The sequence below is a fragment of the Ideonella sp. sgz306126 genome (assembly GCF_056032705.1).
Genome location: NZ_JBVYWP010000005.1, coordinates 17,996 through 31,538, shown reverse-complemented (window position 1 = coordinate 31,538; position 13,543 = coordinate 17,996). Strand labels below are relative to the sequence as shown.

At 67.3% G+C, this 13,543-nt stretch carries 15 protein-coding genes; 11 read left to right on the top strand and 4 right to left on the bottom strand.

Annotated elements, in window-relative coordinates; translation table 11 throughout:
• The first annotated feature begins 51 nt into the window (after window positions 1-51).
• From AC0N04_RS15295 to fabG, 5 genes are read left to right on the top strand one after another with little or no spacing between them, the layout of a single operon-like run.
• Window positions 52-933 (top strand): polysaccharide deacetylase family protein, encoded by an 882-nt coding sequence (locus AC0N04_RS15295; protein ID WP_474283125.1) that lies wholly within the window; start codon window positions 52-54, stop codon window positions 931-933.
• Window positions 930-2,144, top strand: a complete 1,215-nt coding sequence (locus AC0N04_RS15290; RefSeq protein WP_474283124.1) for a beta-ketoacyl-[acyl-carrier-protein] synthase family protein — start codon at window positions 930-932, stop codon at window positions 2,142-2,144. The genes AC0N04_RS15295 and AC0N04_RS15290 overlap by 4 nt, the downstream gene beginning before the upstream one ends.
• Window positions 2,141-2,986, top strand: a complete 846-nt coding sequence (locus AC0N04_RS15285; RefSeq protein ID WP_474283122.1) for a beta-ketoacyl synthase chain length factor — start codon at window positions 2,141-2,143, stop codon at window positions 2,984-2,986. Before AC0N04_RS15290 ends, AC0N04_RS15285 begins: the two co-directional genes overlap by 4 nt.
• Window positions 2,986-3,474 carry a hotdog family protein gene (locus AC0N04_RS15280; RefSeq protein WP_474283121.1) on the top strand — a complete coding sequence of 163 codons (489 nt, stop codon included), beginning with the start codon at window positions 2,986-2,988 and terminating at the stop codon, window positions 3,472-3,474. The genes AC0N04_RS15285 and AC0N04_RS15280 overlap by 1 nt, the downstream gene beginning before the upstream one ends.
• Window positions 3,471-4,202, top strand: a complete 732-nt coding sequence (fabG, locus tag AC0N04_RS15275) for a 3-oxoacyl-ACP reductase FabG (RefSeq protein WP_474283119.1) — start codon at window positions 3,471-3,473, stop codon at window positions 4,200-4,202. Before AC0N04_RS15280 ends, fabG begins: the two co-directional genes overlap by 4 nt.
• Window positions 4,203-4,271: 69 nt before the next feature.
• Here fabG and AC0N04_RS15270 read toward each other — a convergent pair whose 3' ends face one another.
• The 4 genes from AC0N04_RS15270 to AC0N04_RS15255 form a co-directional block, all read right to left on the bottom strand.
• Window positions 4,272-5,069 (bottom strand): glycosyltransferase family 2 protein, encoded by a 798-nt coding sequence (locus AC0N04_RS15270; protein WP_474283117.1) that lies wholly within the window; start codon window positions 5,067-5,069, stop codon window positions 4,272-4,274.
• Window positions 5,066-5,821 (bottom strand): lysophospholipid acyltransferase family protein, encoded by a 756-nt coding sequence (locus AC0N04_RS15265; RefSeq protein ID WP_474283116.1) that lies wholly within the window; start codon window positions 5,819-5,821, stop codon window positions 5,066-5,068. Before AC0N04_RS15265 ends, AC0N04_RS15270 begins: the two co-directional genes overlap by 4 nt.
• Window positions 5,818-6,651: a MipA/OmpV family protein gene (locus tag AC0N04_RS15260; protein WP_474283114.1), complete on the bottom strand. Its 834-nt coding sequence runs from the start codon at window positions 6,649-6,651 to the stop codon at window positions 5,818-5,820. The genes AC0N04_RS15265 and AC0N04_RS15260 overlap by 4 nt, the downstream gene beginning before the upstream one ends.
• Window positions 6,652-6,730: 79 nt before the next feature.
• Window positions 6,731-8,083: an NAD(P)/FAD-dependent oxidoreductase gene (locus AC0N04_RS15255; protein WP_474283112.1), complete on the bottom strand. Its 1,353-nt coding sequence runs from the start codon at window positions 8,081-8,083 to the stop codon at window positions 6,731-6,733.
• Between the two features lie 373 nt (window positions 8,084-8,456).
• Between AC0N04_RS15255 and AC0N04_RS15250 the strand changes: the two genes are divergently transcribed.
• From AC0N04_RS15250 to pheS, 6 genes are all read left to right on the top strand, one after another.
• Entirely contained in the window at window positions 8,457-8,918 is a 462-nt protein-coding gene (locus tag AC0N04_RS15250) for an outer membrane lipoprotein (RefSeq protein WP_474283110.1), read from the top strand.
• A 186-nt stretch (window positions 8,919-9,104) separates the two neighbouring features.
• The gene (gene thrS, locus AC0N04_RS15245; RefSeq protein WP_474283108.1) at window positions 9,105-11,024 is read left to right on the top strand and encodes a threonine--tRNA ligase; all 1,920 of its coding nucleotides are present in this window, start codon (window positions 9,105-9,107) and stop codon (window positions 11,022-11,024) included.
• 83 nt (window positions 11,025-11,107) lie between these two features.
• Window positions 11,108-11,659, top strand: coding sequence for a translation initiation factor IF-3 (infC, locus tag AC0N04_RS15240; RefSeq protein ID WP_474283301.1), 552 nt, complete (start codon window positions 11,108-11,110; stop codon window positions 11,657-11,659).
• A 111-nt stretch (window positions 11,660-11,770) separates the two neighbouring features.
• On the top strand, window positions 11,771-11,974 hold the full coding sequence (rpmI, locus tag AC0N04_RS15235) for a 50S ribosomal protein L35 (RefSeq protein ID WP_144734192.1): 204 nt from the start codon (window positions 11,771-11,773) through the stop codon (window positions 11,972-11,974).
• 26 nt (window positions 11,975-12,000) lie between these two features.
• The gene (gene rplT / locus AC0N04_RS15230) at window positions 12,001-12,357 is read left to right on the top strand and encodes a 50S ribosomal protein L20 (protein WP_474283106.1); all 357 of its coding nucleotides are present in this window, start codon (window positions 12,001-12,003) and stop codon (window positions 12,355-12,357) included.
• 111 nt (window positions 12,358-12,468) lie between these two features.
• Complete coding sequence (pheS, locus tag AC0N04_RS15225) at window positions 12,469-13,524, top strand: phenylalanine--tRNA ligase subunit alpha (protein WP_474283105.1); 1,056 nt, start codon at window positions 12,469-12,471, stop codon at window positions 13,522-13,524.
• Window positions 13,525-13,543 lie beyond the last annotated feature (19 nt).

Below are 13,543 nucleotides of genomic sequence, written 5' to 3'. Positions count from 1 at the left end.
TGAGGCCGATGTCCCCCTGCAGACCGCGGGTCGGCCTGCCTCCGCCAGACCATGTCGTTCACCGCAGATCATCCCTCGTCAGGTTCGTCGGCTTGGCAGATGCCGCCCCTGCTGAGGGCCACGCTGGCCTGTCATGGGCTGGCGGCCGCGGCGTGGATGCTTCAGCCTGAACGGGCCGCCTGGGCGCTGGCCGCGGTGCTGCTGAACCATCTCGCGCTGACGGGCGCGACGCTGTGGCCGCGCAGCGGCTGGCTCGGGGTCAATGTGGTGCGCCTGCCGCCGGCCTCGGTGCGGCGCGGCGAGATCGCGCTGACGATCGACGACGGTCCCGATCCGGAGGTGACGCCCAGGGTGCTCGATCTGCTGGAGGCCGCCGGGGTTCGCGCCACCTTTTTCTGCATCGGCGAGCGCGTCGTTCGGCATCCCGAGTTGGTGCGCCAGATGCTGGCGCGCGGGCACGATGTCCAGAACCATTCCTTCCATCATCGCCACAGCTTCTCGCTGCTCGGGCCGCGTGGCTACGAGGCCGAAGTGAGCCGGTCCCAGCGCGCGATCGAGCAGGTGACGGGGGGCCGTCCCGCCTTCTTCCGGGCACCGGCCGGCTTTCGAAACTGCTTCCTGGACCCGGTGCTTCACCGCCAGGGCCTGACCCTGGTCAGCTGGACGCGGCGTGGCTTCGACACCCGGCACGGCGATCCCCGCCCGGTGCTGGCGCGCCTGTGCCGCCGTCTGGCGGCGGGCGACATTCTTCTGTTGCACGACGGCCATGCAGGGCGCACACCCGACGGGCACGCGGTGATCCTGGCGGTCCTGCCCGCGCTGCTGGCGCGCTGCCGTGCCGCCGGGCTGCGCGCGGTGCGCCTGTGCGACGCCTTGCCCGTCCCGATGGCGGCGGCCCGTGCGGCGCTCGGAACCGGCGAGTCGGGGACATGACGCGATCCGCCCTGCGCGACGGTCTGGCGCGGCCCGCGTGCGCCGTGGTCACCCACACCGTGACCAGTGCGTTGGGAAGCGGCCGACAGGCCACGCTGACGGCGCTGCGGGCGGGTCGGACGGGATTGCGCCGGCAGCGTTTCGAAACCGCCGAGATCGACAGCTGCCTGGGCCTGGTCGAGGGGGTGGACGAGGTGGTTCTGCCGGCCGCGCTGGCGGACTTCGATTGCCGCAACAACCGGCTGGCCTGGCTGGGCCTGCAAGCCGATGGCTTTGCGGCGGCCGTGCGCCAGGCCGCCGAGCGCCATGGTGCCCATCGCGTGGGGGTGTTCGTCGGCACCAGCACCTCCGGCATCCTGCAGACCGAGCAGGCCTACCGCCACCGTGATGCGAACACGGGAGCGCTGCCGGCCTCGCTGCATTACGGCCAGACGCACAACGTCGCGTCGGTGGCGTGCTTTGTCCGGCAGGCGCTGGCGCTGGCCGGCCCGGTCGTCGCCATCTCGACCGCCTGTTCCTCCGGGGCCAAGGTGTTCGGTGCGGCGGCCCGCATGCTGTCGCTCGGGGTGATCGATGCGGCGGTGGTCGGCGGTGTCGACAGCCTGTGCCTCACGACGCTGTACGGCTTCAAGTCGCTGGAGTTGCTGTCGGCCGAGGTCTGCCGCCCCTGGGACATCGCGCGCAACGGTCTGTCCCTGGGCGAGGCCGCCGCGTTCGCCTTGCTGGAACGCGACGCCGCGGCGCCGCTGGCCTGGTTGCTGGGTGCCGGCGAAAGCAGCGACGGCCACCACATGAGCAGCCCGCATCCCGAGGGCGCCGGCGCCATGCAGGCCATGCGCGAGGCGCTGGACCAGGCGGGACTCACCGCCGATCAGGTCGACTATGTCAATCTGCACGGGACGGCAACGCCCAGCAACGACGCCGCGGAAGACCGGGCGGTGGTGGCGGTGTTCGGCCAGCGGCCGTGCAGTTCGACCAAGGGCGCGACCGGCCACACGCTGGGCGCGGCCGGCGCGCTCGAGGCGGGCATCGCGATGCTGGCGATGCAGCACGGCTTCATGCCGGGCGGCGTGACGCTGCAGGCGCAGGATCCGAGCTTGCAGGCGGCCTATCTGCGCCGCAACCAGGACGCGCCCCTGCGCGTGGTGGCGAGCAATTCCTTCGGCTTCGGGGGCTCGAATGCCTGCCTCATTTTCGGAGCCGCATCGTGAGCGGGGACGAGGCGCTGGCCGTGCGGGTGCTGGGCGTCGGGGTGTTGGGCCCGGGATTGCCGGACTGGGTGCAGGGCCGGCTGTCGTTGCGCGGACCGGCGAACTGGGCGAACGCACCGGTGGTGCTGCCGGCGCCGGCCCGTCTGCCGCCGGCCGAGCGGCGGCGCAGCGGCGCGATGGTCAGGCTGTCTCTGGCGGTGGCGGACCAGGCCTGCGCGATGGCCGTCCCGGCGGTCGATCTGCGGCAAGTGGCCACGGTGTTCACCTCGTCGAGCGGGGACACGGCCAATTGCCACAGCTTGTGCGAGGCGCTGGCGGCGCCGGACCGCGTCGTGTCGCCGACGCGTTTCACCAATTCGGTCCACAACGCCACGGCGGGCTATTGGCACATCGCCACGCAATCGCGGGCGCCGTCCACCAGCCTGTGCGGGTACGACGCCAGCTTGGCCGCCGGTCTGCTGGAAGCGGTGGTCCAGAGCGTGAGTCGCCAGGGGCCGGTCTTGCTGGTCGCCTCCGACCTGCCCTATCCGGAGCCGCTCGCCGCGTTGAGGCCGCTTCCCGACCTGTTCGGCATGGCCTTGTTGTTGACGGCCGTGTCCGGCGACCCGGTGGCCGACGGGACGACACCCCGGCTGCGCCTTCGAACCAGACCCGCCGTCGCGGGCGACGCCTTGTCGGTCTGCGACCAGGCGGGCCTGGAGGCCTTGCGCCGCACCGTGCCCGCGGCGAAGGGATTGCCGCTGCTGCAGGCGCTGGCCCGCGGCGCGTCCACGAAGCTGCTGCTGGAAGGCTTTGACGGCTTGCATCTGGCCGTCGAACTGGACGCGGGGCCGGCCTCGTGATGCCCGCGGCGGACGCGCTGCTGCTGGGGCGTGCGGAGATCGCGAGCCTGATTCCGCACAGCGGCACGATGTGCCTGCTGGACGGCCTGCTGGCGTGGTCGGACGCCGAGATCGTCTGCCGGGCCACGGGGCATCGTGATCCGGCCCATCCCCTGCGCACGCGATCGGGCCTGTCGAGCGCTTGCGCCATCGAGTATGCGGCGCAGGCCATGGCCTTGCACGGCGCGCTGCGGGCCCGCGCCGCCGGTGCCGAGCACGGCGCGACGCCCGGCTTCCTGGTCAGCGCGCGGGGCGTGCAGCTGGCTTGCTGGCGGCTGGACGAGCGGACCGGCCCGTTGCGCATCGGCGCCCGGCGCTTCGCCGGCGACGAGCGGCAGCTGATCTATCAATTCGACGTCACCGACGGCGACGGCGAGCGGCTCGCCGAAGGGCGGGCCACGGTGATCCTGAACACTCCGCTGGGGCGAGCCGCCCCGACATCACCATGACCTTGAACGGCAAACGAGCCTTGATCACCGGCGCCAGCGGCGCGCTGGGCGCGGCCATGGCGCGGCGCCTGGCGAAGGACGGGGCAGAACTGCTGCTGCATGCCCATTCGCGACCCGAGTCCATCGAGCAATTGGCGCACGAGATTCGCGCGGCGGGCGGGCGGGCCCGCTGCCACGTCTTCGATCTCGGCGACGAGGCCGGCAGTCTGGCGGCCTGCGAGCAGATGCTGGAAGACGGGCCGGTGCAGATCGTCATCAACAACGCGGGCGTGCACGACGACGCGGTGTTCCCGGCCATGCGGTCGGCGCAGTGGCATCGGGTGATCGACGTCTCGCTCGACGGCTTCTTTCATGTCACCAAGCCGCTGCTGTTGCCGATGCTGAGAACCCGTTGGGGGCGGATCGTCAACATCTCGTCCATCGCCGCGCTGATGGGCAACAAGGGCCAGGTCAATTACGCGGCCGCCAAAGGGGCCCTGAACAGTGCGACGAAGGCCTTGTCGCTGGAGGTCGCGGGACGCGGCGTGACCGTCAACGCCATCGCCCCCGGCATCATCAGCTCGCCGATGGCCGATGCGGTCTTCGACGCCCAGGCGATCGCCCAATCGGTGCCGGCGCGGCGGGCGGGCACGCCGGACGAGGTTGCCGCGCTGGCCGCCTTTCTGGCCGGACCCGAAGCGGGCTACATCACCGGCCAGATCATCTCGATCAACGGCGGCATGTGCTGAGACCGCGGCGCGGCCGCGTTCCGGCGAGGCGGTCGGTGCTCTTCAGGGGCCGCCCGCCGTGCGGGCGATTCAGGGCTGGAACGGCGCGCGACGAGTGGCGCGGCGCCATGCCAGCGCCGGCAGGTGCAGCGTGAATTCCACCATCAGGCGCAGGTGCATCCAGGTCAGCAACAGGTTGTCGCGGCCATAGCGAAAGTGCGAGACGCCACCCTCGTCGGCTCGCAGGTATTTCACCGGCGCGTCCTCGTTGATGGGCTTGACGCCGCGCCAGGCGAGCCGAACCACCGCTTCGGTGTCGAAATCGAAGCGCCGCATCCAGCGTTGGCGGTCCATCACCGCCACCAGCGCCGCGACGGGGTAGACGCGAAAGCCGTACAGCGAGTCGCCTACGCCGGCACCCAGCGTCTCGAGATCCGTCCAGCCGTTGGAGATCTTGCGACCGCGCACGCGCAGCAAGGGCGCGTCGGCGGCAAAGATCGGACGACCCAGGATCATCGCTTCCGGCCGGGCCTGAGACAGCGCCATGAAGCGCGGGATCAACCGAGCGGGATGCTGGCCGTCGGCGTCCATGGTCAGCGCGTGCGTGAAGCCCGCCGCCTGCGCGGCGCGCAGGCCCTGCAGCACCGCGGCACCCTTGCCGCGGTTGGCCGGCAAGACGTCGATGCGCAGGCCGGTGTCGCCGTCGAATGCCGCCTGAAGGGCGGCAGCGCTGCCGTCGGTGCTGCCGTCGATCACGACCCAGACGGGGCTCCACCGGGCTCGCGCGGCGCGCACCGTGTCGATCAACGTGGCCCCGGTGTTGTAGCTGGGGATGAGGACCAGGTGGGTGGCCGACGGGGCGGGGGAGGCGGGGGCGGGCGTCGTCATGATGCCGTTCGTTCGGTGCGCGGACGAACGCCTTGGCGGAAGTAGGTTTCGATCTCGGCGCGCAAGGCGTCGGCGTCGGCGGTGGGCTGGAACTGCCGGCCCAGCCTGACCGAGAACTCGATCGGCAGCGGCGGCAGGCGCCACAGCGGCCAGCCTTTGCCGAGGTAGGGCGAGCGGGTGTCGATGAACACCGTCTGGATGGGCACGCCGGCGAGCTTGGCGATCAGCGTGAACCCCGGGCGGAACGGATCGACGGTGTCGGTGGTCGTGCGGGTTCCTTCGGGGAACAACACGAGCTGGCCGCCCGCCTTCAGGTCATCGACCGCGCAGCGGATCATGCCGCGGGCCGAATCGTTGCGGATGTAGCGGGCCAACCGGGCGCCGGGCCCGAGGAAGACGTTCTTCATCAGGCTGGCCTTCATCACGCAGGCGCTGCGCGGCAGGCGCGCCACCAGGATGAGCGCGTCCAGCATGCTGGGATGGTTGGCCACCAGCACCAGGCCGGGCACGTCGCGCAGCGGGTCGAGCGCGGCGGCGTCGATCTTGAGCATGCCCGCGCGGCGCGCCAGGGCCCAGAAAATGGCGTAGACATGGGCGATGGCCGCGCGGCCTATCGCCAGGCCACGCTGGCGCGGCAACACCGGATAGAGCACGCTCGCCACCAGGTTCCAGGCCAGCGAGAGCAGGCCCAGGGTCAGCAGCAGCAGATACATCGTCAGCAGCATGAAGGGGGTCAACAACCAGTGATTCACGGCGGATCAAGTGAGGGCGGGGCGTTGCGGGAGGACTGGGCGAAGATCCATGACAGCGCGATACCCGCCGACCATTGCTGCCGCTGGCGCACCAGCGGGCTGGCTTCGAAGGCTGCGCCGTTCAAGCGGTCGAGCTTCACGAACAGTCCGATCCATTGCTTGTCGAAGCGGCGTGACAGCGCGGTCGTGGCCTGCCATCCGGCATACCCGCCCGGTGCCCGATAGACCGGTCGCGAGGCGGTGGCGTCGGCCGCAGCGACGTCGTAGAAGTAGGCGTGGTAGCGCCGATCGCCAAAGACCGGGCCGGTCTGCAAGCCCAGGTTCCAGCCGTCGACTGGGCGATCGAGATTGAGGTTGGGCGATGCCGTCCAGCCGATCGCGCGAGGGTGCGATTCGAGGGTCAGCGCGGCCCGCACGGGCAGACGCAGATCCAGGCGCCAGCCTGGCCCCTGCTCCAACGCGACGTTGAGGTTGGGGCCCAGTTCGAGGGTCGGGGCCAGATTGGCCATGCCGGCCCTGGCTCGATCGTCCTGGCTGCGGGTGGGGGCGCTGGCGGCCAGGCTCAGGTTCAGCTCGACGCGGTGCGTGTCCAGCAGCACCGCCCGGGCGCCTTCCTTGTCGGCCTTGAGGAACCTGCCCCGATAGACCAGGTAGGGCACCGGAACAAGCCAGTGGTGCGCCTGGTCAGCACCGCGGTAGTCGGGCAGGCGCAGTGCGCCGACGCCGAGACCCAGTTCCCACAGGGGCAGGTCCTGGGCGCGAGCGGTGGTCGCGAACACCAGGCTGGACATCAGCAGCGCGAACTCAGGGCGACAGCGACGCTGAATCATGGGGCGAGGCGTTCCTGCGTCGACGCATGGGCCAGGGTGGCGACCCGCCCGCAGGCCGCGGCGGCGAAGGCGGTGGTGCTCATTTGGACTCCTGTAGGTTCTCGCCCTGCAGCGGTCCGACGTCCCGGATGTTGAGACGCCGATGCCGCCATGCCGCGACGGCCATGCGCGGGTTGGCCAACTGGGACAGGTAGTAGATGACCTTGAAGATACGCAGCGAACCCCAGATGGGGGTCTGGCCGAAGATGTCGCCTGCCAACAAGGAGAGCAGGGCTTCCTGAACCCTCAGGGGATTGCGGGGATACATGAAAAGCTTGCGGATGACCGGGTTGGTGACGCGATAGATGAACCAGGAAAATTCTCGCGGGCCCTTGCGCATCATGGCTTCGTAGCGTGCGCGGGCCCGGGCTGCCAGGTGCGGGCGATCGAGCCGGGCTGCGACGACATGGACGGCTTCGGCAGCGCCCTTCATGGCCAGGAAGACGCCGGAGGAAAACACCGGATCGACGAAGGCGTAGGCGTCGCCGACCAGCAGGAAACGGTCGCCCGTGCACCGGCTGCTGCTGTACGAATAGTTGCCGGTGGCGTGAACCGCATCGTCGACCAGCGTGGCGTTCCGCAGCCGCTCCTGCAGGCCTGGGCACAGGGCGACGGTGTCGGCGAAGAACTCTCGCAGAGGTTTGTCGCGCGTCTTGAGGTAGTGCGGCCAGCACACCGCACCGATGCTGGTGGTGTTGTCCCGCAGCGGAATGAACCAGAACCAGCCGTGTGCGAACCAGAAGATGCTGATATGGCCTTCCTCCCGTCCCGCCAGGCGTTGCGCGCCCACGAAGTGACCGAACAGCGCGACGCTGTTGTGGCGCCGGTTCCGGGATTTGGTGCCGAGCTTTCCGGCCAGCAACGTGTCGCGTCCCGAGGCGTCGATCACAAAGCGGGCGCGCCAAAGACGCTCGGTCCCGTCGTCGGCAAGCGCTCGCACGTCGGCGCCATCGGCGTCGAATTGCACGTCATGCACCTGGCAGCCTTCGACCGCGACGGCACCCGACCGCTGTGCGTTCCGGAACAGCAGCTCGTCCAGTTCGGAGCGGCGAACCTGCCACGCGTAAGGCATGCTCTTGTCCCACGCGTCGGCGAACCTGAGAGAACTCCGATGCGCATGGTCGGGCGAGACGAATTCGGCACCCCACTTGGGCATGCCGATTCGCTCGACCTGTTCGCGCAGCCCCAGTTGTTCGAACAAGGCCACGTTGGCGGGTAGCAGGGATTCGCCCACATGAAAGCGCGGGTGGCGGGATTTTTCGACCAGTGTGACCTGGCGCCCTTGACGAGCCAGCAGCGTCGCTGCGGTCGCGCCGCCGGGCCCGCCGCCAATGACCAGGACGTCGCACGAGTCGGCAACGGGGCCGGGGCGGAGGGCCTGGGGAGAGGTCATGCCGCGGGACGTCCTGCCCGCGACGGCAGGCCCAGGCGGTGCGATGCGATGCGTTCGCCGACGCAGCCGGCCAAGACCTGGTGCGGACCGGCGAAGCTGCCGGGACGCCTCGAAATGTCCAGGCGGCCCCTGTTTTGCGGGAACCTGCGGTCGGTGGGAGCGTTCACGAAAGGCTGCAGGGCGTCCATCAGCTGATTATCGCCAGGGTCGCAGAGGCTTCCGGTCGACCTTCGGGTGGGGGCGAAAGCCTGGGCCACCGGCCGACGGGCTGCCGTGAATCTGTGTAAACCCAGCGGGGGCTATCAACCCGTTCGCGCGCTGGCGCGTTGAAACCGACGTTGCGCGTCGTGCGCTGCTCGCAAAGGGATTGATGATGAATTCGACGCTGATGCGTTGGGGGGTCGCCGGTCTGGCGACATTGATGCTGGGTGCCTGTGCCTACCGGGGCGGCCCGTCCTACGAAGAGAGTCCGACCTATGCCGGGCAGACTTTGCCGGCGGCGCAGACCGGCGTGGTCCAGGCGATCGAACCGGTGGCGGCCAGACAGTCGACGTCGGGCGCGGGCGCGCTGATCGGCGGCGTGGTCGGCGCGATCGTCGGTCGCCAGTTTGGCGACAGCGGCAATGGCCGCGCGGCCGGCACCGCCGTGGGTGCCGTCGGCGGCGCGTTGATCGGCAACGAGGTGGAGATGCAGCAGAACCATACGCCGGCGCGCTGGCGGGTGCAGGTCCGCATGGATGACGGCAGTGTTCGCAGCTTCAACGACAGCCAGGTCAACGGGCTTCAGGTGGGGATGCGGGTCAGGGTGGTCGGGCAGGCGTTGCAGCCGGATTGATCCCGCTACAATCTGAGCCAGTTTGACTTCACAAGAACGGGAAAGGCAGCACGGGTTATGACACCGCGAACCACGACTGCGTCACGGAGCTTTGACGTCGGCCGCGGCTGCTGAAGACCTTTTCCGTTCCTGTTCATATCGAAGCGCGGCCTGATGTGCCGCGCTTTTTGCATTTGGAGATTCCCGATGATCACGATCACGCTGCCCGATGGATCGCAACGCCAGTATCCGGGTCCGCTGACCGTCGCCGAGGTGGCTGCATCCATCGGCGCGGGCCTGGCCAAGGCGGCGCTGGGGGGGCGCGTGGGGCGTGGGGCAACCGCTCGGCTGGTGGACACGAACCACCGGCTCGAGGCCGACGAGACGCTGGCCATCGTGACCGACAAGGACGCCGATGGCCTGGAGTTGATCCGTCACTCGACGGCGCACTTGCTGGCGTACGCGGTGAAGTCGCTGTTTCCCGAGGCGCAGGTGACGATCGGGCCGGTGATCGACAACGGCTTCTATTACGACTTTGCCTACAAGCGGCCGTTCACGCCCGAGGACCTGCAGGCAATTGAAAAGAAGATGGCCGAGCTCGCCCGCAAGGACGAACCGGTGCTGCGCCGCGTGCTGCCGCGCGACGAGGCCGTGGCCTACTTCAAGGGGCTGGGGGAAGCCTACAAGGCCGAGATCATTGCCAGCATTCCGGCGGACCAGGAGGTCTCGCTCTATCGGGAAGGTGCGTTCGAGGACCTGTGTCGCGGCCCGCACGTGCCCAGCACCGGCAAGCTCCGGCATTTCAAGCTGATGAAGGTGGCGGGTGCCTACTGGCGCGGCGATCACCGCAACGAGATGCTCCAGCGCATCTACGGCACCGCGTGGGCCAGCAAGGAGGACTTGCAGCAGTACCTGACGATGCTGGAGGAAGCCGAAAAGCGCGACCATCGCAAGCTGGGACGCGAACTGGACCTGTTCCACCTTGACGAGCATTCGCCTGGCACGGTGTTCTGGCATCCGAAGGGCTGGGCGCTGTGGCAGGAGGTGGAGCAGTACATGCGCCGCGTCTACCGCGATAACGGCTACCAGGAGGTCAAGGGGCCGCAGTTGCTGGACCGCTCGCTGTGGGAAAAGACCGGTCACTGGGACAAGTACCGCGACAACATGTTCACGACCGAGTCGGAGAAGCGCGACTACGCGCTCAAGCCGATGAATTGCCCTGGCCACATCCTGATCTTCAAACAGGGCATCAAGAGCTATCGCGACCTGCCGCTGCGCTATGGCGAGTTCGGGCAGTGCCACCGCAACGAGCCCACCGGGGGTCTGCACGGCATCATGCGGGTGCGCGGCTTCACGCAGGACGACGGCCACATCTTCTGCACCGAAGACATGATCCTGGACGAGTGCGTGGCCTACACCGCACTGCTGCAAAAGGTCTACAAGGACTTCGGCTTCACCGACATCCTCTACAAGGTGGCCACCCGGCCTGAGCAACGCATCGGATCCGACGAGATCTGGGACAAGGCAGAAGCTGCGCTGATCGAATCGCTGCGCCGTTCCGGTTGCGACTACGTCATCTCGCCGGGCGATGGCGCCTTCTACGGGCCGAAGATCGAGTACACGCTCAAGGACGCCCTGGGCCGGCAGTGGCAATGCGGCACGATGCAGGTGGACTTCTCGATGGCGCAGCGTCTCGATGCGGAGTATGTGACCGAGGACAGCTCGCGCAAGAACCCGGTGATGCTGCACCGGGCCATCGTCGGCAGCCTGGAGCGCTTCATTGGCATCCTGATCGAACAGCACGCCGGGGCGTTGCCGGCCTGGCTCGCGCCGGTGCAGGTGGTGGTGGCCAACATCACCGATGCACAGCGAGATGTTGTCCAGGATGTGGTGAAAACTCTGCAAAAACAAGGAGTTAGAGTGAGTGCTGATTTGCGTAACGAGAAAATTACGTATAAAATCCGCGAGCATTCTTTGCAAAAGGTTCCGTACATCCTGGTCGTAGGCGACAAGGAAAAGGCAAGCGGGGCCGTTGCGGTGCGCGCCCGAGGCAACCAGGATCTGGGTGCGATGTCCCTCGCAGACTTCCAAGCGAAGCTCGCAGCCGACATCGCTGCCAAGATCTGACTGGCGGTCTCGGTTTTTTGCGTGCCATTGTTTTGTTTCTGGGTCTTGCGCTTGCCTGAAGGCCTGTTTGAGGGGTTTGAACCATCGCTACCTTTGCTGACCGTCGGACACCTAACGTCGAGCGCAAGCACCGACTGAACCGCGAGATCACTGCGTTGAATGTGCGCCTGAACGGCGTGGACAACGAGCCCTTGGGCATCGTCAGCATTCAGGATGCCTTGCGCATGTCGGCCGAAGCGGATGTCGACCTGGTCGAGATTGCGGCCCAGGCTGATCCGCCGGTGTGCCGCCTGATGGACTACGGCAAGTTCAAGTACCAGGAACAAAAGCGCGCCGCCGAGGCCAAGTCCAAGCAGAAGGTCATCGAAGTCAAGGAAGTCAAGTTCCGTCCGGGCACCGATGAAGGCGATTACGCGATCAAGATGCGCAACCTGCGTCGCTTCATCGCCGAGGACGGCGACAAGGGCAAGGTCACGCTGCGCTACCGCGGGCGCGAGATCACGCACCAGGATATCGGCATTCGCCTGCTGGAGCGCATTCGCGATGAACTGGCCGATGTGGCCGTCGTGGAACACATGCCCAAGCTGGAAGGGCGCCAGATGATCATGGTGTTGGCGCCGAAGAAGAGGTCGTAGAAATTCAGCCCGCAGTCCGGTCACTGCGGGATTGAAGAAAAGCCGCTGCAGGCCATCAAGTGCATCGCACCCGCGGTGCCGCCCAGCAGAGGTCACTTAAAAGGAGCAGTCATGCCCAAAATGAAGACCAAGAGCAGCGCGAAAAAGCGCTTTCGCGTTCGTCCTGGTGGCACCGTCAAGCGCGGTCAAGCCTTCAAGCGTCACATCCTGACCAAGAAGACCACCAAGAACAAGCGTCACCTGCGGGGTGCAGTGAATGTCCATGAGACCAATCTGGGTCACATGGCGCAGATGCTGCCGTTCGCCGGCCTGTAATCCACCAAGACTGAAGGAGATCTCATATGCCTCGCGTCAAACGTGGTGTTACCGCTCGTGCTCGTCACAAGAAGATCCTGGCTCTGGCCAAGGGCTATCGCGGCCGTCGCAAGAATGTCTTCCGCATCGCCAAGCAGGCGGTGATGAAGGCTGGGCAATACGCCTACCGTGACCGCCGTGCCAAGAAGCGCGTGTTCCGTCAGCTGTGGATCGCCCGTATCAACGCGGCGTCGCGCGGTTTGGGTCTGACCTACAGCAAGTTCATCGCCGGCCTGAAAAAGGCTTCGATCGACATGGACCGCAAGGTGCTGTCGGACATGGCGATTCACGATCCGGCCGCTTTTGCTGCCATCGTCGACAAGGTGAAGGCCCAGCTGAGCTGATCCGCTTGGAGGGAGTTCCTGCCTGCTTGCGCAGGCAGTCGCAACCTGTTCAGGCACTCGAAGGCCGTCACCCTGGGGTGCGGCCTTTTTTCATTTTCCTGCATTTGACTCATGAACGACCTCGATCTTCTGGTGGAAACGGCGCGGACGGAATTCGCCGCGGCGGCCACGCCGGCCGAGCTGGAAAACGCCAAGGCGCGTTACCTGGGCAAGGCCGGGAGGGTGACCGACCTGCTCAAAGGTCTGGCCGGATTACCCTCCGACGAGAAGAAGACTCGCGGTGCGGAGATCAACCAGACCAAGCAGCGCGTCGAGACGCTGCTGAGTGAGCGCCGTCAGGCGCTGGCCGATGCCGAGTTGCTGGCGCAGTTGAAGGCCGAGGCGCTCGACGTGACGCTGCCAGGTCGGCAGCGTGGCGCTGGCGGCCTGCACCCGGTCTCGCGAAGCATGGAGCGCATCGAGGCCATCTTCGGCTCGATGGGTTTCGACGTCGCCGATGGCCCCGAAATCGAGGAAGACTGGTTCAATTTCACGGCGTTGAACACCCCTGCGGACCATCCCGCCCGGTCCATGCACGACACCTTCTATGTCGACACGACGGCCCCGGACGGGGGAGGGCAGCTGCTGCGCACTCACACCAGCCCGATGCAGGTGCGCTACGCGATGCAGCATGTCAATCAGCATGCTGCGAGGATCGCTGCCGGCGAGGCCATGCCCGAGATCCGCGTGATCGCGCCGGGACGCACCTACCGGGTGGACAGCGACGCCACTCATTCGCCGATGTTCCACCAGTGCGAAGGGTTGTGGATCGGCGAGAACGTCAGCTTCAAGGACCTGAAATCGGTGTTCACCGATTTCTTCCGCAACTTCTTCGAGTCGGACGACCTGACCATCCGGTTCCGCCCGTCGTTCTTCCCGTTCACCGAACCGTCGGCCGAGGTCGACATCGCGTTCGCCTCGGGTCCGCTGAAGGGGCGGTGGCTGGAGGTGGCCGGCTCCGGCCAGGTGCATCCGAACGTGGTGCGCAACTTCGGGCTGGACCCTGAACGCTACATCGGCTTTGCCTTCGGCATGGGCCCCGACCGGCTGACCATGCTGCGCTACGGTGTGAACGATCTGCGCCTGTTCTTTGACGGCGATCTGCGCTTTCTCTCGCAGTTCCGCTGAGCCGCCTTTCGAAGAATCC

Coding starts and splice junctions, on each gene's coding strand:
- AC0N04_RS15295 (WP_474283125.1), top strand. CDS start 52: ATGTCGTTCACCGCAGATCATCCCTCGTCAGGTTCGTCGGCTTGGCAG.
- AC0N04_RS15290 (WP_474283124.1), top strand. CDS start 930: ATGACGCGATCCGCCCTGCGCGACGGTCTGGCGCGGCCCGCGTGCGCC.
- AC0N04_RS15280 (WP_474283121.1), top strand. CDS start 2,986: ATGCCCGCGGCGGACGCGCTGCTGCTGGGGCGTGCGGAGATCGCGAGC.
- fabG (WP_474283119.1), top strand. CDS start 3,471: ATGACCTTGAACGGCAAACGAGCCTTGATCACCGGCGCCAGCGGCGCG.
- AC0N04_RS15270 (WP_474283117.1), bottom strand. CDS start 5,069: ATGACGACGCCCGCCCCCGCCTCCCCCGCCCCGTCGGCCACCCACCTG.
- AC0N04_RS15260 (WP_474283114.1), bottom strand. CDS start 6,651: ATGATTCAGCGTCGCTGTCGCCCTGAGTTCGCGCTGCTGATGTCCAGC.
- AC0N04_RS15255 (WP_474283112.1), bottom strand. CDS start 8,083: ATGACCTCTCCCCAGGCCCTCCGCCCCGGCCCCGTTGCCGACTCGTGC.
- AC0N04_RS15250 (WP_474283110.1), top strand. CDS start 8,457: ATGAATTCGACGCTGATGCGTTGGGGGGTCGCCGGTCTGGCGACATTG.
- thrS (WP_474283108.1), top strand. CDS start 9,105: ATGATCACGATCACGCTGCCCGATGGATCGCAACGCCAGTATCCGGGT.
- rpmI (WP_144734192.1), top strand. CDS start 11,771: ATGCCCAAAATGAAGACCAAGAGCAGCGCGAAAAAGCGCTTTCGCGTT.
- rplT (WP_474283106.1), top strand. CDS start 12,001: ATGCCTCGCGTCAAACGTGGTGTTACCGCTCGTGCTCGTCACAAGAAG.
- pheS (WP_474283105.1), top strand. CDS start 12,469: ATGAACGACCTCGATCTTCTGGTGGAAACGGCGCGGACGGAATTCGCC.